The organism is Pseudarthrobacter sp. J1738 (assembly GCF_050490315.1).
Classification (GTDB): domain Bacteria; phylum Actinomycetota; class Actinomycetes; order Actinomycetales; family Micrococcaceae; genus JBNPEO01.
This window is the reverse complement of sequence record NZ_JBNPEO010000004.1, coordinates 136,603-158,784: the sequence shown is the minus strand read 5'-3', so window position 1 is coordinate 158,784 and position 22,182 is coordinate 136,603. Positions and strand designations below refer to the sequence as shown.

General features: G+C 58.4%; 19 protein-coding genes and 1 pseudogene. 8 read left to right on the top strand and 12 right to left on the bottom strand.

The features are described from left to right. Positions 1-92 precede the first annotated feature (92 nt). Both ACQR35_RS08535 and ACQR35_RS08530 read left to right on the top strand, forming a co-directional pair. Positions 93-3,971: a Pls/PosA family non-ribosomal peptide synthetase gene (locus tag ACQR35_RS08535; RefSeq protein WP_430269796.1), complete on the top strand. Its 3,879-nt coding sequence runs from the start codon at positions 93-95 to the stop codon at positions 3,969-3,971. Positions 3,972-4,023: 52 nt separating this feature from the next. Then, complete coding sequence (locus ACQR35_RS08530) at positions 4,024-5,355, top strand: M1 family metallopeptidase (protein ID WP_430269788.1); 1,332 nt, start codon at positions 4,024-4,026, stop codon at positions 5,353-5,355. A gap of 10 nt (positions 5,356-5,365) precedes the next feature. Here the strand turns inward: ACQR35_RS08530 and ACQR35_RS08525 are convergent, their stop codons facing one another. Beyond that, positions 5,366-6,025: a 4'-phosphopantetheinyl transferase family protein gene (locus ACQR35_RS08525; RefSeq protein ID WP_430269787.1), complete on the bottom strand. Its 660-nt coding sequence runs from the start codon at positions 6,023-6,025 to the stop codon at positions 5,366-5,368. A gap of 163 nt (positions 6,026-6,188) precedes the next feature. Here ACQR35_RS08525 and ppk2 point away from each other — a divergent pair, with 163 nt between their 5' ends. Next, entirely contained in the window at positions 6,189-7,052 is an 864-nt protein-coding gene (gene ppk2 / locus ACQR35_RS08520) for a polyphosphate kinase 2 (protein WP_430269795.1), read from the top strand. A 106-nt stretch (positions 7,053-7,158) separates the two neighbouring features. On the opposite strand, the gene pheT is transcribed toward ppk2, so the two are convergent. Continuing rightward, positions 7,159-9,702 carry a phenylalanine--tRNA ligase subunit beta gene (gene pheT, locus ACQR35_RS08515; RefSeq protein WP_430269786.1) on the bottom strand — a complete coding sequence of 848 codons (2,544 nt, stop codon included), beginning with the start codon at positions 9,700-9,702 and terminating at the stop codon, positions 7,159-7,161. A gap of 2 nt (positions 9,703-9,704) precedes the next feature. Next, entirely contained in the window at positions 9,705-10,763 is a 1,059-nt protein-coding gene (gene pheS, locus ACQR35_RS08510) for a phenylalanine--tRNA ligase subunit alpha (RefSeq protein ID WP_430269785.1), read from the bottom strand. Positions 10,764-10,870: 107 nt separating this feature from the next. On the opposite strand from pheS, the pseudogene ACQR35_RS08505 reads away from it, so the two are divergent. Together ACQR35_RS08505 and ACQR35_RS08500 are read left to right on the top strand one after the other, a co-directional pair. Then, positions 10,871-11,080, top strand: a pseudogene (locus ACQR35_RS08505) (hypothetical protein); the annotation flags it as partial. A gap of 196 nt (positions 11,081-11,276) precedes the next feature. After that, positions 11,277-11,951 (top strand): SIMPL domain-containing protein, encoded by a 675-nt coding sequence (locus ACQR35_RS08500; RefSeq protein ID WP_430269784.1) that lies wholly within the window; start codon positions 11,277-11,279, stop codon positions 11,949-11,951. A 19-nt stretch (positions 11,952-11,970) separates the two neighbouring features. Here ACQR35_RS08500 and pcp read toward each other — a convergent pair whose 3' ends face one another. Further along, positions 11,971-12,672, bottom strand: a complete 702-nt coding sequence (pcp, locus tag ACQR35_RS08495; RefSeq protein WP_430269783.1) for a pyroglutamyl-peptidase I — start codon at positions 12,670-12,672, stop codon at positions 11,971-11,973. Beyond that, entirely contained in the window at positions 12,669-13,097 is a 429-nt protein-coding gene (locus tag ACQR35_RS08490; protein WP_430269782.1) for a (deoxy)nucleoside triphosphate pyrophosphohydrolase, read from the bottom strand. The genes pcp and ACQR35_RS08490 overlap by 4 nt, the downstream gene beginning before the upstream one ends. 135 nt (positions 13,098-13,232) lie before the next feature. Here ACQR35_RS08490 and ACQR35_RS08485 point away from each other — a divergent pair, with 135 nt between their 5' ends. Further along, positions 13,233-14,441 (top strand): MFS transporter, encoded by a 1,209-nt coding sequence (locus ACQR35_RS08485; protein WP_430269781.1) that lies wholly within the window; start codon positions 13,233-13,235, stop codon positions 14,439-14,441. Here ACQR35_RS08485 and ACQR35_RS08480 read toward each other — a convergent pair. Next, positions 14,438-15,397: a cation diffusion facilitator family transporter gene (locus ACQR35_RS08480; protein ID WP_430269780.1), complete on the bottom strand. Its 960-nt coding sequence runs from the start codon at positions 15,395-15,397 to the stop codon at positions 14,438-14,440. The two genes, ACQR35_RS08485 and ACQR35_RS08480, sit on opposite strands and share 4 nt — an antisense overlap. Before the next feature lie 183 nt (positions 15,398-15,580). Between ACQR35_RS08480 and ACQR35_RS08475 the strand changes: the two genes are divergently transcribed. Continuing rightward, positions 15,581-15,847, top strand: a complete 267-nt coding sequence (locus ACQR35_RS08475) for a GlsB/YeaQ/YmgE family stress response membrane protein (RefSeq protein WP_430268710.1) — start codon at positions 15,581-15,583, stop codon at positions 15,845-15,847. A gap of 91 nt (positions 15,848-15,938) precedes the next feature. On the opposite strand, the gene ACQR35_RS08470 is transcribed toward ACQR35_RS08475, so the two are convergent. The 4 genes from ACQR35_RS08470 to infC all read right to left on the bottom strand — a co-directional run bounded on the left by ACQR35_RS08470 (position 15,939) and on the right by infC (position 19,008). After that, complete coding sequence (locus ACQR35_RS08470; RefSeq protein ID WP_430268711.1) at positions 15,939-16,829, bottom strand: TrmH family RNA methyltransferase; 891 nt, start codon at positions 16,827-16,829, stop codon at positions 15,939-15,941. 25 nt (positions 16,830-16,854) lie between these two features. Continuing rightward, entirely contained in the window at positions 16,855-17,541 is a 687-nt protein-coding gene (gene rplT / locus ACQR35_RS08465) for a 50S ribosomal protein L20 (protein WP_430269779.1), read from the bottom strand. A gap of 120 nt (positions 17,542-17,661) precedes the next feature. Then, positions 17,662-17,856, bottom strand: coding sequence for a 50S ribosomal protein L35 (gene rpmI, locus ACQR35_RS08460; RefSeq protein ID WP_430268713.1), 195 nt, complete (start codon positions 17,854-17,856; stop codon positions 17,662-17,664). A gap of 117 nt (positions 17,857-17,973) precedes the next feature. Continuing rightward, on the bottom strand, positions 17,974-19,008 hold the full coding sequence (gene infC, locus ACQR35_RS08455; RefSeq protein ID WP_430268714.1) for a translation initiation factor IF-3: 1,035 nt from the start codon (positions 19,006-19,008) through the stop codon (positions 17,974-17,976). A gap of 390 nt (positions 19,009-19,398) precedes the next feature. Between infC and ACQR35_RS08450 the strand changes: the two genes are divergently transcribed. Continuing rightward, positions 19,399-19,779: a DUF1844 domain-containing protein gene (locus ACQR35_RS08450; RefSeq protein WP_430268715.1), complete on the top strand. Its 381-nt coding sequence runs from the start codon at positions 19,399-19,401 to the stop codon at positions 19,777-19,779. A gap of 125 nt (positions 19,780-19,904) precedes the next feature. Here the strand turns inward: ACQR35_RS08450 and ACQR35_RS08445 are convergent, their stop codons facing one another. Together ACQR35_RS08445 and ACQR35_RS08440 are read right to left on the bottom strand one after the other, a co-directional pair. Then, positions 19,905-21,239 (bottom strand): MFS transporter, encoded by a 1,335-nt coding sequence (locus ACQR35_RS08445; RefSeq protein WP_430269778.1) that lies wholly within the window; start codon positions 21,237-21,239, stop codon positions 19,905-19,907. A gap of 63 nt (positions 21,240-21,302) precedes the next feature. Further along, positions 21,303-22,181 carry an SseB family protein gene (locus ACQR35_RS08440; protein ID WP_430268717.1) on the bottom strand — a complete coding sequence of 293 codons (879 nt, stop codon included), beginning with the start codon at positions 22,179-22,181 and terminating at the stop codon, positions 21,303-21,305. Between the last annotated feature and the right edge of the window lies 1 nt (position 22,182).

The following is a 22,182-nucleotide window of genomic DNA, read 5'->3' as shown; positions in this document are numbered from 1 at the left end:
GTTTACCTTGAACCGAGAGAATAACGCGCGTGAATGAGCAAGAAGGCCCTCAGGCCACCCTCGATGTTGAATCAGCCATCTACCCGGCGCAAATGCCGGGTGGCACGGCCGCATCGTCGCCTCGGACGCTGATCGACATCTTTTTCGCAACCGTTGAAGAATTCCCTGATGCCTCGGCTCTGCACGATGGTAAAAAGTCACTGAGCTATGCCGACTTAGCGACTGCCGTCCGCGATTACGCGAAGAATTTGCACTTGGCCGGGTTGGGCGCTGGGGACAAGATCGGGGTTCGAATTCCCTCCGGCACCAATGAGCTGTACATTGCCATCTTGGCGATTATGCTCATTGGCGCCGCCTACGTTCCGGTGGACGCCGACGATCCGGACGAGCGGGCCAAACTAGTGTTCTCTGAAGCCCGAGTTGCTGGGATCTTACGCGCCAAGGGCGAAATTGTTGTGGACAAAAAAAGGCCCAAACCTTTCCCCTCCCCACGTATGCCACTACCGGAGGACGATTCATGGGTCATTTTCACTTCAGGATCCACTGGAACGCCTAAGGGTGTTGCCGTCACCCATCGTTCCTCGGCTGCCTTTGTGGATGCAGAGGCCCGGATATTCCTTCAGCGAGAACCAATTGGCCCCACTGACCGCGTCCTCGCAGGATTGAGCGTTGCCTTCGACGCCTCATGCGAGGAAATGTGGCTCGCGTGGCGTCACGGTGCTTGCCTTGTTCCGGCTCCGCGCTCACTAGTCCGGACGGGTATGGACCTGGGGCCGTGGCTCATCAACAACGGCATCACAGTGGTATCAACTGTGCCCACACTTGCCGCACTGTGGCCAGCCGAATCACTGGAGAACGTTCGTCTGCTCATTTTTGGTGGCGAAGCGTGCCCGCCGGAGCTCGCCGAGCGCTTGGTAGTAGAAGACCGTGAAGTGTGGAACACCTACGGGCCCACTGAAGCCACAGTGGTTGCCTGTGCTGCGCCCCTGACCGGCAACGGTCCGGTGCGCATCGGCTTGCCTTTGGACGGTTGGGACTTGGCAATTGTTGATACCTCCGGTGTTCCAGTGGCCGAAGGTGAGGTTGGCGAGCTGATTATTGGCGGCGTGGGACTAGCCCGCTACTTGGATCCCGCCAAGGACGCCGAGAAGTACGCACCGATGCCAAGCCTTGGCTGGGACCGGGCCTACCGCTCCGGCGACTTGGTTCGTTGTGAAAACGCGGGTCTCATCTTCCAAGGCCGCGCAGACGAGCAAGTGAAACTCGGTGGCAGACGTATTGAACTCGGTGAGATCGATTCAGCGCTCCAATCGCTCCCCGGCCTCGCAGGAGCAGCCGCGGCTGTTAAAACCTCAGCGGCCGGCAACCAGATTCTGGTGGGGTATCTCGCCGTCGCCCAGTCCGGTGCAGAACCTGACCTTGGAAAATTCCGGGAACTGTTGTCCGAGTCTTTGCCAGCACCTCTCATTCCTTTGCTGACAGTTGTCAACGAGCTTCCCACCAAAACCAGCGGAAAGGTGGACCGCGCTGCACTGCCGTGGCCTTTGGCAGGCGCCGGTGCAGCAGAGGCCGATGCTGCGCCGCTAAATCTTGACGCAGACTCAAGCTGGATTATTGAACAGTGGTCAGCAGTACTGGGAACCCCGGCGACGAGTCTGGACGCAGATTTCTTTGCCCACGGTGGTGGTTCCCTGGCGGCTGCCCAGCTTGTTTCTTCGTTGCGGGTCCGGTACCCCCTAGTTCGCGTTTCTGACATTTACGCCCACCCGCGAGTTGGCGCCCTGATCGACGTCTGTAAGCAATCTCTTCCTGAGGACTACGTCCCGGTTGAAGCCAAGGAACGCCCGGTTCGCCGGACAACCCGCAAAGCGCAGGTGTTCCAAACTCTAATGGGCATTCCACTGCACATTTTGGTTGGTATGCGTTGGCTGACGTATCTGATGGCGGTCAATAATCTGCTCTCCGCTTGGGGCGTCCTCGCTGTAGCTCCCACGGTTTCATGGTGGTGGGTGCTTGCTTCGTGGCTGGTTTTTGTTAGCCCCCTGGGGCGTATGGGCATCTCGGTTGCTGCCGCGCGCGTCCTGCTGCGTGGTATCCGGCCAGGCCGCTACCCGCGCTCCGGGCGGGTACACCTACGCTTGTGGCTAGCAGAACAAATCGCCGACCTTGCTGGCGCTATTGGCCTAGCAAGCGCACCGTGGGTTCCGTACTATGCCCGTGCCCTCGGTGCCAAAGTGGGCAAAGATGTCCATTTGCACTCCTTGCCGCCGGTCACTGGGCTCTTGAGCTTGGGCAACGGCTGCAATATTGAACCCGAAGTTGACCTCTCCGGTTGGTGGATCGACGGCGACACGGTCCACATTGGTGCCATCACCATTGGGGCAAATGCCACAGTTGGTGCACGATCAACACTGATGCCCGGAGCACGGGTTGGTGCCGACGCACATGTTGAGGCCGGATCGGCAGTTTTTGGCAAGGTCAAAGCCGGACAGTCGGTGGCCGGTTCCCCTGCCGAACGTAGAGGCAAAGCTACCCACGAGTGGCCCGATACACTCCCGTACACCAACAAATTTCTTGAGCGTATGTGGTTTGCCGCGTTTGCCTCCGCCTCAGCCTTTTTGGCGTTGATCCCCTACGCTTCAGCTGCTCTAGCCTCCACGGTAGTGATCGCCTCGATCCGCGGCTACAACACCTTGTTTGCGGCATGGCCTGCACTGTTGTGGTCGATCCCTCTGGGCGCTCTAGTGTGGTTTGCCGGCAATCTCCTCCTCATCCTTGCTACCACTCGCGCGCTGGGCATTGGCCTGAAAGCCGGCCACTACCGGGTCCGCAGCCGGATTGGCTGGCAGGTCTGGGCCACCGAACGAGTGCTGGACATGGCACGCGATCTGTTGTTCCCCATTTACGCAAGCCTCTTCACCCCTATTTGGTTGCGCCTGCTCGGCGCAAAAATCGGCAAAAACGTGGAAGCCTCCACTGTGCTGCTGGTGCCAAAGATGACCACCGTGGGCGATGGTGCATTCCTGGCAGACGACACCATGGTGGCCTCGTACGAGCTGGGCGGCGGTTGGATGAAGATCGGCCCAGCCAAAGTTGGCAAACGAGCTTTCCTCGGCAACTCCGGTATGACTGCTGCGGGGCGCAACGTTCCCAAAAACTCACTGGTAGCTGTCCTCTCAGCTACGCCGCTCAAGGCGAAGTCCGGCACATCGTGGTTGGGTAGCCCGCCGGTTCGCTTGCGTCGAGTGGCCCAAGCAACTGACCAAAGCCGCACCTTCCAGCCACCTACTCGGCTCAAGGTGGCACGGGCAATTTGGGAGGCCTGCAGGTTGTTCCCCGTAATGCTTGTTGGCTACATCAGCGTTGGAGTGATGGTGGCCCTGGACTGGATCGCCCTGCACACTAACTACTTTGTTGCAGCGTTGCTCTGCGGCGTAGTGATGCTAGGAGCCGGCGCCATTGCAGCAGTCAGCTCAGTAGTGGCCAAATGGGTGCTGGTGGGACGGATCAAAGCAGGTGAACACCCGCTCTGGAGTTCCTTTATCTGGCGCAACGAAGTGGTGGATACCTTTGTGGAGATGGTCTCAGCGCCTTGGTTTGCGCGTGCAGCGAGCGGCACACCAGCACTGGTGTGGTGGCTTCGCGGTCTAGGAGCCAAGATCGGCCACGGCGCATGGTGCGAAAGCTATTGGCTCCCCGAGGCAGACCTCGTGGAACTTGGTGAAAGCAGCACCGTGAACCGCGGATGCGTGATCCAAACCCATCTCTTCCACGACCGAATTATGAGCATGGATAAAGTGCAACTGATGCGAGGTTCCACTATGGGTCCCCACGGCGTAATCCTCCCCGGCGCAATGCTCGACGACGGCGCAACAGTTGGTCCGGCGTCGTTGGTGATGCGCGGTGAAACAGTGCCCGCTGGCACATACTGGATGGGAAACCCGGTGAGTCCTTGGGCTAGACCCAAGTAGCCCTGATAGCGTCAAAGACCCACCACAATACAAAGCGAGGCTGCCTCCTTAGATGAGCACGTCCAGTACCAACACCACCCAGGATTCGTACACCCCGGAGCATGGCAGCACCGTCTATTCCGTGGATCACTATGACCTGGACTTGGACTACAAGCTGGCCAGCAACAAGCTCAGCGCCAAGGCAACGCTGTATGCGACCGCCGGGACCAAAACCCAAAGCATTGTCCTTGATTTGGTGGGCCTGAAAGTCCTCAAGGTTCAGTTAGATGGCCGCCCGATTCAGAAATTCAGCCAACGCCGCGCCCACCTGGTGATCGTGCCCAAGGACCCGATCGCCAAAGGGCAAGAATTCCGCTTAGACATTCGCTACGAAGGCAACCCGCGGCCCCGCACTGGACTCTGGGGAGAGGTCGGATGGGAAGAACTGACCGACGGCGTACTCGTTGCCGGCCAACCCGACGGCGCCGCTTCGTGGTTTCCCTGCAACGACCATCCAAGCCAGAAAGCCAGCTACCGCATTGCCGTCACCACTGACGACAACTACCGGGCTGTGTGCAACGGAAAACTCGTGCGCCGCACGTCCAAATCCAGCCGAGAAACATGGGTGTATGAACAAAGAGAGCCTATGGCCACCTACTTGGCCACCGTTCAGATCGGACGCTACAACCCGGTAGAACTGCCAGCCACACAGGACTCATCCTCTCCGGTTCGCCAAGTGGTAGCCGTGCCAGCGGAACTTCGCGGTGAAGCACTCACTGCCTTGGCCGAACAGCCACGCATGATGGACGTTTTTCAGTATTGCTTTGGCCCCTACCCGTTTAGTGAGTACGGCGTAGTTGTTACCCAGGACGAGCTAGAAATCCCGCTCGAAGCCCAAGGCATGTCCATTATTGGCCGCAACCACTTGAGCACCTCGTGGGAAGCTCAGCGGCTCATTGCTCACGAACTCAGCCACCAATGGTTTGGGAACTCGCTAACGCTCAACCGCTGGAAAGACATTTGGCTCCACGAAGGATTTGCCTGCTACGCCGAATGGGTATGGTCCGAGGCCGCCGGGGTGATGACCGCGACTCAGCGGGCTACCGAAGCGTGGAAGAAACTCTCAGGTCTCCCCCAAGACATCAGAGTTGGCGATCCCGGACCTGAATTGATGTTTGATGACCGTGTGTACAAACGCGGAGCTCTGGCCCTCCATGCCTTGCGGGTGCGGATTGGTGAGGAACAGTTTTTCCCACTATTGCAGGAATGGGTTGCCCGGTTCCGGCACGGCAACGTATCAACAGAGGACTTCGTGAAGCTGGCCGTGGAGCTAGTTCCGGGGCTCAAAGCCGCCGAGTTGCTTGAGCCGTGGTTGTACGCAGAAAAGCTGCCGAAGTTGCCGTAGCGGATACGCCTTAGCCGGCAAGTGCTACCGCAGCAACCAGTTGCTCCGGAAGCCCACTTTCCTGTGCAGACATGGTGCGCACCCCACGAAGCTGTGTGGTGTCAATAGTTGCCGGATCAGTGCGCAATCCTGTCCCTCGTAGCTTGAGGAAGGCCTCTTTTTTGGCCCAGAAGTTCGCACGCAATCGCTGCTTGACCGTATGGACCTCCAGCCTGGGATACTCCTCTGAATCCGCCGCAACCACTAGCGCCCGCTCAGCATCGGTCAGCGCTACGGAATCGAATCCGCTAAATATCGCGGCGGGATCTTCAACATCCACGCCGAGCGCAAATCCCTCTGGCGGCGAGATAGCGGCAGCAAACACTGCCCAACCAGCCGCCCGGCTGGCACTGAGTGCAACAGGTGCCCTCACGCCGTCGTACAAGTAACCTGGCCGGCCATGATCTGGCGCGTTACTGCCTCCGCTCTTAGTCCCTGAGCAGTCCGGACAGAAGTAGGCGGTGACTAGCGCCTCGGGCCGGACCCCTAAAAGCTCGGAAACCCAACGTCTCTGGAACAACCGGGCTAGGAGGAACTCTTGGGCATCGGAGTGCTTCAGCAAACGATCCGCCCGAGCCCATTCGGCGGCATCCAACTCGGCCCGGCAGGCGAATTCAAGGGCCGGAGTCATCGGCGAAAGTCTGCGGGACATCACGTCAACCGGGACCACACCAACCTCCCTGCTTTCTGCTCAACTTATGGACAGTAACGCCTACCGGACGCCCAACGCGCGTGTTCACTTTCGGTTCACTTGACCGACGTACAGTCTGCGCGTGGACCTTTCAAATCTTGCCATGCCTGGCTACACCGTTTTGGACAACGACGACGACGATCCCATCCTGCTGGATGCGTCTGGACTCCCTGTGGACACCTGGCGCGAAGGCTATCCGTACAGCGAGCGGATGGACCGGGAACACTACGAACTGCACAAACGTTTGTTACAAATCGAGCTGCTCAAACTCCAAAAGTGGGTCAAGTCCACTGGCCGCCGTGTCGTGATGGTCTTTGAGGGCCGCGACGCTGCCGGTAAAGGCGGGACTATCAAGCGCTTCACCGAACACCTCAATCCCCGTGGGGCTCACGTAGTAGCGCTGGAAAAGCCCAGCGAGCGTGAGCAAACCCAGTGGTACTTCCAGCGCTATGTGGAACACCTACCGGCGGCCGGGGAAATGGTGATGTTTGATAGGTCTTGGTACAACCGGGCTGGTGTGGAACGGGTCATGGGTTTCTGCACCGAGGACCAGTACCAAGAGTTCTTGCGCCAGGCGCCAGCCTTCGAGCAGCTACTGGTCAACGATGGCATTGACGTTGTTAAGTTCTGGTTCTCCGTCTCCCGCACTGAACAGCTGACCCGCTTTACCATCCGCCAGGTGGATCCGGTTCGCCAGTGGAAGCTCTCCCCCATGGACTTGGCGTCGCTGGACAAATGGGATTCCTACACTGCAGCTAAGGAATCAATGTTTGTTGCAACTGACACGGACTGGGCGCCCTGGACAGTTGTGAAAAGCAACGACAAAAAGCGTGCTCGGATCGAAGCGATGCGGCATGTGCTCAGCCTCTTTGATTACGAGGGCAAGGACCGTGAAATCGCAGGCACACCAGATCCGCACATCGTAGGCTCAGCCGCCGCAGTGATTGCCGAGGGCGAAGAGTTCTAAGCCGCAAACCACGGACCGGATCAACAGCCTGCTAGAAAAAGTAGCCGTATCCCATAAATGGAAGTGCCCCCAGGATAAGCATCCTGGGGGCACTTCCATTTAGTGGTTAGCGCTGAACTGCGTCGAAACGTTCAGCGGCCAAAGCTACTGCGTTGGCCCGAGCTTCAGAGGCCTCATCCGCAGTGAGCGTGCGGTCCGTTGCACGGAAACGCAGCCCAAAAGCAAGTGACTTATGGGTGGGTTCAATGCCGGCGCCGGTATACACGTCGAACAATGAAACATCCTCGAGCAACTCCCCCGCACCTTCACGCAGGGCCTCTAGAACAGCCTCAGCCGGTACCTCACGCGGAACTACAAGTGCCACATCTTGGGTAGCTACCGGGAAGGTGGAGATGTGCTTAGCCACAATCACATCTGCCGCAGCTTCGAACAAAGCATCAGCATTGAACTCAGCAGCAACCGAGCGGGCCGGCATGTCCAAGCTCGCCAGGAGCTTCGGGTGCAGTTCACCGGCGTAGCCCACCAGCGTGCCATCGCGCAGCGACAAAGCGGCAACCCGGCCCGGGTGGAATGCCTGGTGGCTTCCCTGAGAAACAATCAGCTCAACACCCAGCACCTGTGCAGCATTTTGGACAACATCCAAAGCGTCAGCCCAATCCCAAGCGCGCGGTGCATGGCCGGCGGCGGCAGGCGAGTCGTTGCCGGTCAGAACAGCGGCAAGGTACAAGGGCTGGTGCGGGACGCCGTCGTACAGTCCGTCCAAAACCTCTTCGCTGGGCTTGGCGCCGAGCGGAGGAATGGAATCAGTTCCTAGGGTATCGCCGGGCAAGAACACACTGCCGGCTTCGAAGAGCGCAAGGTCTCGGAAACCACGTGAATGGTTACGGCGTGCCACTTCAATCAAGCCGGGCAGGATCGAGGTCCGTAGGTAGCCGTTTTCTTCACTAATCGGGTTGGCGAGCTTCAGTGCCGGGCGTTCCGCTCCAGCCTCTGCCACACCAAAGGTGTTGTTCGAGCTCTGGCTCACAAATGGGTACGAAAGGACCTCGGTGAGCCCGGCGTCAGCGAGAGCCTGGACCAGTCGACGCTTTTGTTGCTGCGTCCGGGTCAAACCACGGCCAGGCGGAGCAACAGGCAAGGTCGCGGGGATCTTGTCGTAGCCCACCAATCGCGCGACTTCCTCGATGAGGTCCTCTTTAGTTTCAAGGTCATGGCGCCAGCTAGGCGGCGTCACCAAATAACCATCCGAGGTGGTTTCCACCGTCGCGCCCAAGTCCTGGAACGAGCCAACGATCTGCTCGGTGGTGAAGTTAATACCAATCAAGTTCGACGCCGCGGCGGCAGGGAGGTTGATAGAAGCAGTTTGGGGTGCCTCACCAACGTCCGTACCGGTTTCATCTGCTGTCCCGCCAGCCAGTTCCACCAGCAGGTCCACAACACGCTGAGCGGCGATAGAAGCCACGTTCCAGTCCACGCCACGTTCAAAGCGCTTCGATGCTTCTGACGGCAGCTTGTGACGGCGGCGTGAGCGAGCGATCGAGACTGCGTCGAAGTGAGCGGCCTCCACCAAAATGCTGGTAGTGGAGTCCGAAACCTCCGTGTTGGCTCCACCCATCACACCAGCAATGCCGATGGCACCGGAGTCGTCAGTGATCAAGAGGTCTTCGGCGTCGAGCGTGCGCTCTTTGGCGTCAAGGGTGGTGATCTTCTCGCCCTGAGCAGCGCGCCGGACCACAATTTCACCGGAGAGCTTATCCAAGTCGTAGCAGTGATTCGGCTGGCCGAGTTCCAGCATCACGTAGTTGGAAATATCCACGGGCAGGGAGATGGAGCGGATACCAGCCAGGCGCAATCGCGAAGACATCCAAGCCGGTGTGGGCTTGGTGGGGTCAACGTTACGGACCGTGCGTGCCACAAAACGATCGCAGCCGGGCACACCGTAAATCGGTGCTTGGTCATCAAGCTTCACTGCGTATCCGCCGCTCAGTGTGCTTGGAGCGGTGACTTGGGACGCCGGATCGGTGAAGCCCGTTCCGGTGGCGTGGGCGTATTCGCGGGCCACACCACGGATAGAGAACGCATAGCCGCGGTCCGGGGTGACGTTGATTTCGGCAGCTTGATCGTAAAGACCAAGCAACTCCATGGCGTCAGTGCCAACCTCGGGATCCAAACCGATACGGGAGAGCACCAGGATGCCGTCGTGGTCATCGCCAATGCCGAGTTCTCGCACAGAGGCGATCATGCCCGCGGACAGGTGACCGTAGGTTTTGCGCGCCGAGATCCGGAAGTCGCCGGGAAGCACAGCGCCGGGAAGTGTGACAACTACTTTGTCCCCTTCCACGAAGTTGTGGGCACCACAAACGATCCCCTGCACACCCGAAGGATCAATACCTTCGTGGGTGAGCGTCTGTTCCTGACCCTCAGGGACCACACGTACTTGGCACCAGTTGATGGTTTTGCCATTGGATTGTGGTTCCTTGACCAGGCTCAACACCTGACCCACCACAACGGGGCCCTGCAGTTCATCCGTGGGACGGTGAACATCTTCTTCTTCAAAACCAACCTTGACCAGGTCAGCCATTACGTCTTCGGCCGTAGCGTTGGCCGGTACTGCTGCGAATTCACGCAGCCATGAAAGAGGGATACGCATTCTTAGATCTCCATCCCAAAGTGCTCGCTAAAACGTACATCGCCTTCGATCATGTCGCGCATATCGCCAACTTCATTGCGGAACATAAGGGCACGTTCAATACCCATACCGAAGGCAAAACCTGAATAAACGTCCGGGTCAATACCGGCTGCCCGCAGCACGTTGGGGTTCACCATGCCGCAACCGCCCCACTCGATCCAGCGCGGGCCACCCTTGGCACCCGGGTGCCAAATGTCTAGCTCAGCGGAAGGCTCGGTGAACGGGAAGTAGTTGGGGCGCAAACGAACCTTGGCTTCTTCGCCAAACATCTGACGGGTGAAGTGCTCAAGCGTGCCAAGAAGGTCAGCCATGCTGAGGTTTTTGTCGATGGCGAGGCCTTCGAACTGGTGGAACACCGGGGTGTGAGTGGCATCGAGTTCGTCAGTGCGGAAAACCTTGCCCGGGCACAGAACGTAGATCGGCACTTCACGCTCAAGCATGGAGCGGACCTGCACCGGGGAAGTGTGAGTACGCATCACCAAGTGAGCTTCGGGAGGCTCTACAAAGAAAGTGTCCTGCATTTCGCGGGCAGGGTGATCCGGTTTGAAGTTCAGGGCATCAAAGTTGAACCACTCGGATTCCACTTCGGGGCCTTCAGCAATTTCCCAGCCCATACCCACAAAGATGTCGATCACACGGTCTTGCAGGGTGGACAGTGGGTGCCGGGCCCCGGCACGACGGCGTCGCGGAGCGGCAGTAACGTCCACTGTCTCTTCGAGGAGGATCCGCGCGTCGTTTTCTTCTTCCAACACGGCGGTGCGGGCAGTGAGTGCTTGGTTGACCCGGCCACGAGCGGGGCCCATTAGCTTTCCGGCGGCTGCCTTCTGGTCCTTTGGTAAGCCGCCGATCTCACGGTTGGCAAGGCTCAGCGGCGACTTTTCGCCGGTGTGCGCAAGGCGTACGGCTTTGAGCTCGTCCAGGCTAGTGGCGGCGGCAACTGCGGCGAGGGCATCCTCAACGGCAGAATTGATAGCGGCTTCATCCGTGGGATTCGGAATGGCGCCGGGCGTGGTCTCAGACATTTACTGTTCTTAACTACGAGGCAGGGGTGGGCACGGAGCAAGGCTCCAAGGGTCAAGTCTAATAGCTGAGCGTGTGCCGTTTCCTCCCGGGTGGTTACGATGAGCCAATGAAGTGGACGCTGCGGGTTCGACAGGTAGCAAATCTGGTTAATGGCTCTACCGTGCTGGGCGCCGGTCTGGCAGTCGCGGCGGGCTCAACTCTTTCCCACGGCGCTCACGGAATTGTGCTCGCTCAGGGATATAGGTGGCGGTTCCCTCAGGCCGGTGCCTTCACCGTTGGAAACGTGGTTATTTTCCCCCGTGGCACGAGTGCAAGCGCCGAGGATCCCGTACTGATGGGACACGAAGCACGGCATTGCACCCAGTACGCATGGTGTTTGGGCTTGGGGTTTTTGCCGCTCTATGGTCTCTGTGCAGCGTGGTCGGTCCTCCGAACGGGCAACCCAGCCACTGCCAACTTTTTTGAACGTCACGCTGGTCTTGAGGCTGGCGGATACTTGAAGGAAGTCTCCAATGTCTGAAATGCCCAATCCTTCTGTTCCTGCTGCTGGTGCCTTGGTGGGTCCTGCACGGACCATCACCGTGACGGGTACAGGTTCTGCCAACGCCGCACCTGATCAAGCGGTCATGAACGCCGGCGTCGAGGTACGCGCCGGTGACGCCCCAGAGGCTTACGCCGCTGCAAGTGCCGCTGCACTGCGTCTACTGCAGGCCCTCCGCGATGCCGAGGTACGCGAACAGGACATTACGACGTCGGCACTGGACCTTCGCGCTGAGACCGTTTGGGAAGAAGGTCGGGGCCAAGTGACCACCGCTTACGTGGCTAGCTCAACGCTCACGGTGCGGATTACCCCACTAACGCAAATCTCGGACGTAGTGGCACTAGTGGTTAAGGCCGGAGGCAACAACGTGCGCCTGAACGGACTCAGCCTAGGCTTTACCGATGAAAGTTCTCTCGCAGCGGCGGCGAGGGAAGCCGCATTTGCTGACGCCAAGGAACGCGCAGAACACTATTGCTCTTTGGCTGGGGTGCACTTGGCGGAGATTGTATCGCTGGGTGAAACCCCCTCAGGGTTTACTCAGCCCCACCCCAAATTTGCCCGGATGTCAGCTACCGATGTTATGCCAGTCTCCGCAGGTGAATCGTCTGTCACCGCTTCGGTCACCGTTGTGTGGGCTGTGGCCTAGTAGTTAGCAGGCGGAGTGCTTAGTGGGTAGATCCGGCGGGATAATGCAGCTCGCTGTTGCCAGATACTAGGGTGTGGACGGCCGTAACAAGAGCGGCGCTGATACTTTCCAGTGGCAAGGAAGGTGAGGTGTTGTTAGTGCCTGATTGCGTCAACGCCCCTTGTTCCGGCTCAAGTTGTTCGGGTGACAATTGTTCAGTGGACAATTGTTCAGTGGCAAGTGGGACGTGGATAAACCCTCCGCGTAGGTGGGGAACCTCTTGGATTTGATGCATCAGCGAATAGAAAACGTGATTGCAGACGTAGCTGCCCGCACTCGCTGACACAACGGCCGGAATGCCTGCGTCTCGGATGGCCTGTGCCAGGGCTTTAACAGGTAGCCCGCTGAAATAGGCGGCCGGACCGTTCTGGACCACGGGAATATCGATCGGTTGGTTCCCGGCATTGTCCGGAATCGGAGCATCGTCCAGATTAACTGCAACCCGCTCAACGCGAATAGCCTTGGTGCCGCCGGCTTGGCCAACACAAATAACAACGTCCGGGTTATGAGTGCTGATGGCCGCTTTGAGCTGGCTGGCGCTCTCACCGAACACACACTTCAGCTCGATTGCCGCCGTGGCTATCCCCTGGGCGTTTAGTTGATCGGCAGCGCTTTGGGCCGCCACCCACGAAGGATTCATTGTGGCTCCGTTAAAGGGTTCGAACCCGGTCAGTAGGATCATGCCGCCACCAACTTCAGAAGAGCTTCAACAATAGGAAGGTCAGCCGGGATCCACGGCAGCGCCATAATTCCTTCAGGATCCGCTAAATGAACCCAGCGCAGCTCGTGGTGATCTTCCAAGGCAGCCGGCTCACCTTCTGTAATTTCTCCGAGCCACACCCGCATCACGGCCTTCTCGTTGAGCGGCCAGCCCATCGGGTCCTCGGCTAGAACGGCTGCGCCCAGCGTGATCTCCACACCAAGCTCCTCGCGGATCTCCCTCGTCAAGGCATTCCGATCTGTCTCCCCCGCTTCCACTTTCCCGCCGGGGAATTCCCACATACCTGCGAATTTGGGTGGTGCGCTGCGTTGGGCAATCAGCAATTTGGTGGGGTGGTTTAGGGAGTCGCAAATGGCTGCTGCCACTACGTGAATCGTCTTAGTCACCTCACCAGTGTAGGCAAGGGCGAAATTTGCTCTAGGAATCGCGGAATGATTTAAGCACCATTTAGGGTTGAAGAAATCATCTTTGTGTTTGCGCTGTTGTGCGGATACGACTCACTCCCACCGAAATTGCAGGTTATGACGCCAACCACGCCCCATCATTCTTTGTCGACGCTTTCCCGGCGTGAACTCACCTTCGCCATTTTTGCTCTGGCTATGGGCGGATTCGGAATCGGAACCACTGAATTTGCCATGATGGGATTGCTCAGCGACGTGGAACGCGGTTTGAACATCAGCACACCAGACGCCGGGAACCTTATCTCGGCGTATGCCTTGGGTGTTTGTGTTGGCGCGCCGGTTCTTGCCGCCGTTGGAGCCAAGCTGCCGCGCAAGTGGCTTGCACTAGCGCTTATGGTGATTTTTGCTCTCGCCAACTTCTCCTCATTCGCGGCGCCGGATTATCACTGGATGCTTGTCACCCGCTTTGTTTCCGGACTCCCCCACGGTGCATTCTTCGGAGTCGCTGCGGTCATTGCTGCGTCTTTGGTGCCGGCAAGCCGGCGCGGCTGGGCAATCTCCATGGTGATGGCCGGTTTAACCGTGGCAAACGTAATTGGTGTTCCTATTGCCACCTGGGTGGGGCAGAACTTTGGCTGGCGTTTGTTGTTTGTTGTGGTTGCAGGAATCGGACTCGTAACAGTCGCACTGATCGCACGCTTTGTGCCGTTTAGCGAAGCTCGTCCTGATGCAAGCATCCGGCGCGAGCTTGGTGCTCTTAAGCGTTTGCAGGTTTGGCTCGCACTGCTGATTGGTGTGGTTGGCTTTGGAGGATTCTTCGCCACCTACACCTATATTTCACACACCATGACGGCCGTTACAGGACTTCCCGCCGGGCTAATCCCGCTAGTGGTGGCCCTCTATGGCCTAGGCATGGTGGCTGGCAACATCATCGGTGGTCGCTTGGCAGACCGCTCGGTGATGGGAACAATTTACGGCGTTCTCGCCGCAATCGCCGTTTCCCTCGTACTGTACTTTGTATCGGTGGTTTGGGCGCCCTCAGCGTTGCTGATGGTATTTGTTGTGGGCAGTATGGGTTCCATGTTGGTTCCCTCCCTCCAAACCAGGCTATTGGACGCCTCTCCCGAGGCCCCGTCACTGGCTTCATCTCTTAATCACGCCGCCCTGAACGTGGCCAACGCATTGGGGGCCTTCTTGGGCGGTGTGGTCATTGCTTGGGGTTGGGGCTACCGAGCCCCAGCACTGGTTGGTGCAGGCTTGGCCGTGCTGGGGCTCGGTGTTGCTCTAGTTAGCGGCTATGTGGAACGCAAGCGACCCTTAGTGAGCTAGCCGTTCAGCGGAGCCGAAGTATCTTCGGGGAGCTGAACGGAGTCAGCGTGCCGCAGGAGGTCTGGCTCGAGGTAGATGACCCGCGCCATCGGTACTGCTTCCCGGATTCGGACCTCGGCGCTATCAATAACCGTGGCAATCTCGGCACCGGAATCAGCGGCACCTACGGAAATCTTTGCCGCGACCAATAGTTCCTCCGGACCCATGTGCAGGGTCTTCAAGTGAATGATTTTGGTACCGTCTGACTCAATTGCAGCTTCAATTTTTGCGACGTCATTTTTGGTAGCCGACTCGCCCAACAACAAGGACTTAGTTTCAATCGCCAAAACAATGGCGATAAATACCAGCAGCAGACCGATCATTCCGGTGCCAATAGCATCCCAGATTCCGTTGCCAGTAATCAGGGTCAACCCCACGCCCAAGAGGGCAAAAATCAAACCAATCAGAGCGCCGAAGTCTTCGAGTAAGATGACCGGCAGTTCGGGCTGTTTGGCGTTTCGAATGAACTTAACCCAGCTCTGTGTCCCACGCAGCGGGTTAGATTCTTTGATAGCCGTTCGGAACGAAAAACTTTCAGCAACAATTGCCCCCACCAACACGGCAAGCGGGACCCACCAGAAATTGCCTTCAATGGCGTGCGGGTGCTGGATCTTTCCCCATGCTTCGTAAAGGGCAAAGAGTCCGCCAACACTGAACAACACAATCGAGACAATAAAGGCATAGATGAATCTCTCACGGCCATAGCCGAAGGGGTGTTTGGCGTCCGCTTCACGCTTGGCGCGTTTTCCACCGATCAGCAAAAGCAGCTGATTCCCTGAGTCGGCTACAGAGTGAATACCCTCTGCCAGCATCGATGATGAGGCTGTCAGAAAGAATGCCAAGAATTTCATAACAGCGATAGCTAGGTTTGCTCCTAGCGCCGCCACGATCGCTTTTGTTCCGCCGCCTGCTGCCACGTTTTTACCCCGTTTATTCTACCCACGCCTCAGTACCGAGACTAGTTCTTTTGTCACTGCTCAGAATACCGGGATATGTCAGACGAACCCCGTTTATGCGTGTTGCTCTCTCTCCTAGCACATCAAGATGTAAAAGATGCTAGCGTTACGACGTCAGTTGAGCCCTTTCATAGGAGGCATATTATGGGTTTTCTAGGATGGATCATTCTTGGTCTTATTGTTGGCGCGATTGTTAAGGCAATCATGCCCGGCAAAGTCGGTGGCGGCTGGATTACCAGCTTGGTCCTCGGCGTTGTTGGCGCCATTGTTGGTGGCTGGTTGTCCAGCCTCGTATTCGGAGCAAGCTCTATTCAGGGCTTCTTCCACTTGGGAACCTGGATTTTCGCCATTATTGGTGGTCTAGTAGTTGCCGGTGTATACGGCGCCGTCACTGGTCGCAATAAGGCCTAAGTAGCTGAATGACGAAAGCCCCCGGCGCCTCGGCGCTGGGGGCTTTCTGATTTAACGTTGGATTCTTGCACTCCCATAGGTGCAAGCCAGGCTAACGACGCTGTGCCCTGGCACTTGCATACACGCAAACGGTAGCTGCCGTCCCAAGATTCAAACTCTCCGCTGACCCATACACGGGAACAGCAACACGATGGTCCGCCAGAGCAAGCTCGTCCTCTGACAAACCCTGAGCCTCGTTACCAAACAGCCAGGCAGTGGGCTTCTCGAGTTGATATCCGCTACTCTCAACGCCACCTAGCCTGCGTGCAGCACTGGCATCCTGCAGCTCATCGAGGTTTACGTCGCCATAACCGTCGGCAGCTAACACACCAATCCCCCGCTCCTTGCACGCTGCGGCGAGCTCGTGAGCATCTGTCCCGAGTACCACTGGCAAGTGAAACAGCGAACCTGCCGTGGAGCGTACGGCTTTAGGGTTGTAAATATCTACGCTCGAAGCGGTCAAGATAACAGCATCCGCTCCGGCAGCGTCAGCGGCTCGTAGGACCGTCCCTGCGTTACCGGGGTCCCGCACTTGGCAAAGCACGGCAATCAGCCGGGGCCCAGCGTCGAGCACAGAGTCTAAGGTGACGTCCACAAAACGGCATACGGCCACAATTCCCTGAGGAGAGACCGTGTCCGCCATAGCCGCAAGGACCTCGTTGGTGGCGATCCGTAACGGCACGCCGGCCGCTGCCTGGGCAAGTTCGGGGTGCTTCTCGAGGCAGGCCTCGCTTGCGAATAGTTCGACGACGACACCCGCGGCACCCGCGTCACGACGCCGACGGTCAAGGTCTAGGGCTTCACGAACGGCCTGAGGGCCCTCGACGAGGAACTGTTCGCGCTTTAAACGAACCGGACGCCCACCAAGCTTTGCCACATCCCGTACCCGATCAGCTCGGGGGTTGGTCATGGGCAATACTTGGGGGCGTCCGCTTTGGTTCATATAAGAACTTTAGTGGCTTTCGCGACTAGTTCTTGATCTGCTGGCGAGCTTCGCCACCGGCAGGCTCGAAGCCTGCAGCCTTAGCTGCTTCAACGGTGGAGAACCAGTACTCAGCAACAGTTACGTCGTACCAGGTGGAACCGGGAACGTGGTACTTATTGGACTCAGCGTTGCCCTTGATGGAGTGACCCTCAGGAGCTTCCTGGCCGTCAACAGCAACAATGGCGCCGTCGATTTCCTTCTTGGAGGAAGCCTCAGCCTTAGCCGGAGCGGCCTTCTCAGCCTTCGGTGCCTTAGCAGCCTTGGGGGCAGCCTTCGGTGCCACCTCAGCCTTGACGGCCGGTGCGGAAGTGTCAGCCGGGAGAGCGTCCTTGGCAATCTTAACCAACGCGGCGAAAGCACCAGCGTCGCTCACTGCGAGCTCGGCAAGCATACGGCGGTCAACCTCGATCTCAGCAGCCTTAAGGCCCTGGATCAGACGGTTGTAGGTCAAGCCGTTGGCGCGGGATGCAGCGTTGATGCGCTGGATCCAGAGGCGACGGAAGTCACCCTTACGCTTGCGACGGTCGCCGTAGCTGTATACGAACGAGTGGAGCAACTGCTCCTTCGCCTTGCGGTACAAGCGTGAACGCTGTCCGCGGTAACCTTTTGCGCGTTCGAGGATAACCCGGCGCTTCTTGTGGGCGTTGACCGCCCGCTTCACACGTGCCACGTGCGTACTCCTTCAGAATTCTTATCCCAAGCGATGTCCGCCAAGTTATTCAGCGGGCCTGAGAAGGCTTTGAGAAAACAGCTGATGCAGTGGTGCTATCAGCCAATATTCGGGGGAAAGTTAGACGCCGAGCATCTTCCGGATGACCTTTGCATCGCCCTTGGCAACAATCTTGTCGCCAGCCAGACGGCGGGTCAGGCGGGAGGACTTGTGCTCCAGGTAGTGGCGGCGGTTAGCCTGCTGGCGCTTGAGCTTGCCGGTACCGGTCAGCTTAAAGCGCTTCTTAGCACCGCTGTGGGTCTTCATCTTCGGCATGGGAACCGATCTCCTTACATTGCCGCAGACAAGCTGCGGATCACTATGCGGTTTCCTTTTCGGGAAACCGTCTGGTTGCTTACTTCAGGGAGGCGGTGGCCGTCCCGTCCGTTGGAACTAGTTGGTCTTTTTAGGCGCCGGCTTCGGTGCGGCAGGCTTTGCAGCTCCCGACGGCTTGGGTGTAGCGGTGGGCTTTGCAGCCGTAGGCTTCACGGATGCTGCAGGCTTTGCAGCTGCGGCAGGTTTGGGGGCCGCCGCGGGCTTTGCGCTTGCAGCGGGTTTCGCCGCTGCCGCTGGCTTTGCAGCGGAGGCAGGCTTGCTAGCAGCAGGCTTCTTGGCAGGAACAGCCTTAGCGGCAACCGGTTTTTCGACTGGCTTCTCAGCAGCAGTTACTGCAACTGTTTCCACCTTGGCTTCTTCAACCGGCGCAGCGTCCTCAGCTTTGGTCTCTTCAACCTTGGCTTCTTCGACATTCGCCTGAGGTGCTTCTGCTGCATCGTTCTGCGCCTGCTTGGCTGCATCCTCGCCGAGGTGCAGGCCTTCAGGAAGCAGGTCCGCGAGGCTCTGAGTCATCGGAGCAGAGTTATCTGCATCCACGTCTACACGTCCTTCACCCTTGGCAGCATTCTGCGCCTTAGCCTCGGCACGCTGTGCAGCGCGACGAGCCTCAGCTTTTGCCTCGGCCTTGTTCTTCAGAGGACCGATGACCATCACCATGTTGCGGCCATCAATGCGCGGGGTGGACTCAACCACGCCAACTTCAGAGACGTCCTCAGCGAAGCGCTGCAACAGGCGAATACCCATCTCGGGGCGCTGCTGCTCACGACCGCGGAACTGGATCATGGCCTTGACCTTGTCACCGGCACCGAGGAAGCGCAGTGCGTGTCCACGCTTGGTTTCGTAGTCATGGGTGTCGATCTTGAGGCGGAAGCGGATTTCCTTCAGAACAGTGTTGGTCTGGTTCTTCCGGGCTTCACGTGCCTTGACTGCGGCTTCGTACTTGTACTTGCCGAAGTCCATCAGCTTGCACACCGGAGGCTTCGCCTGAGGTGCAACTTCAACGAGATCAAGGTCCGACTCGGCTGCCAAACGCAGGGCATCCTCAATGCGGACGATCCCTACTTGCTCACCTGCCGGCCCTACAAGCCGCACCTCTGGGACGCGGATCCGCTCATTGATTCTTGGCTCGCTAATGTTGTAGCTCCTGTATTCGTTGAAACTTTTACCCTCACAACGAAAGAAGGCCTCTCATTGCGGGTGCAATCAGAGGCCTCGAGGCTGGCGGGGGGCTCTAAAGAGACCACACCGGAATTCAAGAGCGAACTCTTGCCTTCCGTCCGACCAGATACCCGGCGACCTTTATTTTCATTTCTAGTGACTATTCACCAAAAGACGTCGGTCGACGCGGGTGGGAGAGAACTCCGCTTGCAAACTGAATGTCTAGTTTATCTGCGCTTGGTACAAGACGATGTAACGAATACAACGTGTCTTGATCCATGCGCAGGTAACGACCATCAGTTGGTCTGTGACAAGCTTAGCATTATGAGCTCTACAGACAGTAATCCGGAAGACACCACTACCTCCGCGCCCAGTGCAGCCTCACAGGCCCGAGACATTGCCGAAGTCCCTGCCATCGAAGTTATTTCGACGGCGGCAGTTCACTTGATGAGTGCAGCTGCCGTGAAGCTTGGCCTGGCCGCAGAGGAAAACGCCGAGGAACTCGTTGACCTCGATGAGGCACGCAAGCTGATCACAGCCCTCGCCGGTTTTGTAACAGCTGCTGCCCCCGAGATCGGATCACAACATGCTGGTCCCTTGCGCGATGGCCTTCGGTCCCTGCAATTGGCGTTCCGTGAGGCCTCGTCGATCCCGGATGCACCGGGTAAGGGTCCGGGCGAGAAGTTCACTGGCCCGGTTAACTAGGCGGCCCCAGCAGAATGGCTCCCAACGCTACCGTTGGGAGCCATTCTCGTCTCAAACCCGTCCGGGCAACCCTGAATCACCCGCCGTCCCCCTAGCTGACCAACACTCGGGCGACCTGAGTGACCCTAGTGACTCAGGCGCCGGCGTCGTCGTCGTAGTGTTTGGAGTGCGATTCCGCACAGTGCTAGGACGGCACCCACGGCGCCCACAGCTACAAAGCCAACCCACGGCCCCTGCAGGTCAATAAAAACCCCGGTGATCGGTGAGCCAAAGGCCACACCCGCGGTGAGCGCGGACCCGTACCAGCCCATCGCTTCTCCCCTACGTGACTCGGTAACAAGCTCGGCGACTTTCTCTGATGCGGCCGAAAGCACCGGTGCGCACAAAAAGCCCGGCAGGATGGACAACAAAGCTAAGCTCCAAGAATCCTGGGCGAACCCCATCGGAATCGTCAGCGCCGCCATACCAAACAACAGCAGCAGCGGAGAAACGGGCCTATCCATCGCACCATAAACCAAACCACCCACCACCGAAGCAGCGCACCAAAAAAACATCACGAGACCAATGTCAGAGGCGGTGTTATGTACTTGCAAAAGAGCCACGATGCCCACGTCAGTACCTGAAAGCACCATTCCAGCTCCGGCTGCCGCTAGGAAGACTGCGGCAACGGCAGCTGTGAACCAGGAGAAGCTCTGCATGAGGCGGCCACCCGTCAGCCGAGCCCGTTTTTGCGCTCCAGCCTTGGACGCCGGCAAGTGGATCAACTCCCCCGCAGCCTCTTGGACATGCGCCGGTGCTGTTGCAACCAACACCTCGCACGCCGCTTCACTGTCTTCAGCCTCACTGATTTCCACCTCAGATTGGCTCAGGTCCCGCTCCGAAGTACGGGTCGGTGGATTGAACCAAATCAGAAACAGTCCGGCCAGCGAGGTGGCAAGCCCAACGATGGTCAGTCCCAGCGCTGTGGAGAATTGTGTGGCCACCACAGCCCCGGCGGCTGGGCCGATCATAAACACCATTTCGGTGGCGATCGAGTCCAAGGCGAATGCCGTGCGCCGCTGCTCACCGCTTGCTAGGACTCCCAGCGATTGGCGCACCACACTAAAAACAGGAAGCGACAACAAGCCACCAACGAACACCAGCACCAAAACCCACTCGTATGGAACATGGGGTACTACCGTCCAAATAATCGCCTCTGAAATGACCGATGGCACCAACGCGCGCCTCAGCCCCACGGTGTCCACCCGGCGTCCTCGCCACGGCGCACCAACGGCAATACCAATTGTCAGCACTGCTGCAGCAGCACCCGCGGCCGCGAATCCTCGATGCTGGGTGAGAACGATGTGAAGGGTCAACAAAAGACCCGCTGCCGAGTGCGGAATTCTGGCGATCATGCCCACAAGGAGGAGACGACGAATGGGTTTTACGGCCAAAATCTTCTGATACAGGGCAAAGTTCACAAGCCCATTGTTCCTGCCATGGAACAACAAGGGAAACTGCAAGCCGCCCCGGGCTAAGGATCCCTAGTTTTGGGCGCGGCGCAACTTCAATTCAAGGGAGTCAACCCGTTCGGCAAAAACCTCATTGGAGGCCAGATTCTGTTGAACCCCGGCCACCAGCGACTGTACCGCAGCGGCATCCAGTCCATCTTCCAGCGCGAGTTCTAAGCAGAGTTCTGGACCTGCTCCGCCACCGGGCAACACAGCGCCAGACGCGTCCTTGGTATATACGCCGTGGCCGGCGGAAAGACCTACGCCCCTGATCTGAGGAAACCCGCCGGCCACCTCACGCACCGATGCTTCAACCTCAGCGTCCAAGTACGACGGCGTCCATTCCCTTTGTTGGGCAAGTGACCACAGGGCCGGGCGTCTCACCACAAAGGTGAATGCCTGCCCTGGGTCAATGACCAAGAGTTGAGCGTCCTCCGACACAGCAGACAATGCTGCCCTGGCTGCATAGGCAGCCACAGGCCGCGCTGTTGGATGCCATGCAGAAAGCGCCTCACTTGAAGTAAAAACTGGCATTGCCGTTCTACCGTCCGGCGCCTTGAGCGTCACCATTGCCATGTCTGCTTGCTTGTCAGCGTGCAGACCGTTGCTTTGTTCCGCTTCTTCGGCCAATTGAGCCACAATCGGTATAAACACCCGGGCTGTTGCGAGCGACGCCACCACCTCGGCCTCGGATCCTCGACCACCCTGAAGTCGGTCCACAGCGGCGAGATAGTCAGCATCGGCCGTGCCGTCGTCGTTCTCAAAGTTGTGAATCTTGGCATCTTCGCCAGCCAAACTCCGGCCGGCCCATGGCTGACCGGCCGAGTCAGTTAGTCCCCCGGCGCCGGCCAGTGCTGCTGCGATGTGGCCCGGTAGCTCCCGGTGATTACCGTGTTTGTGCTCCGACTCCACG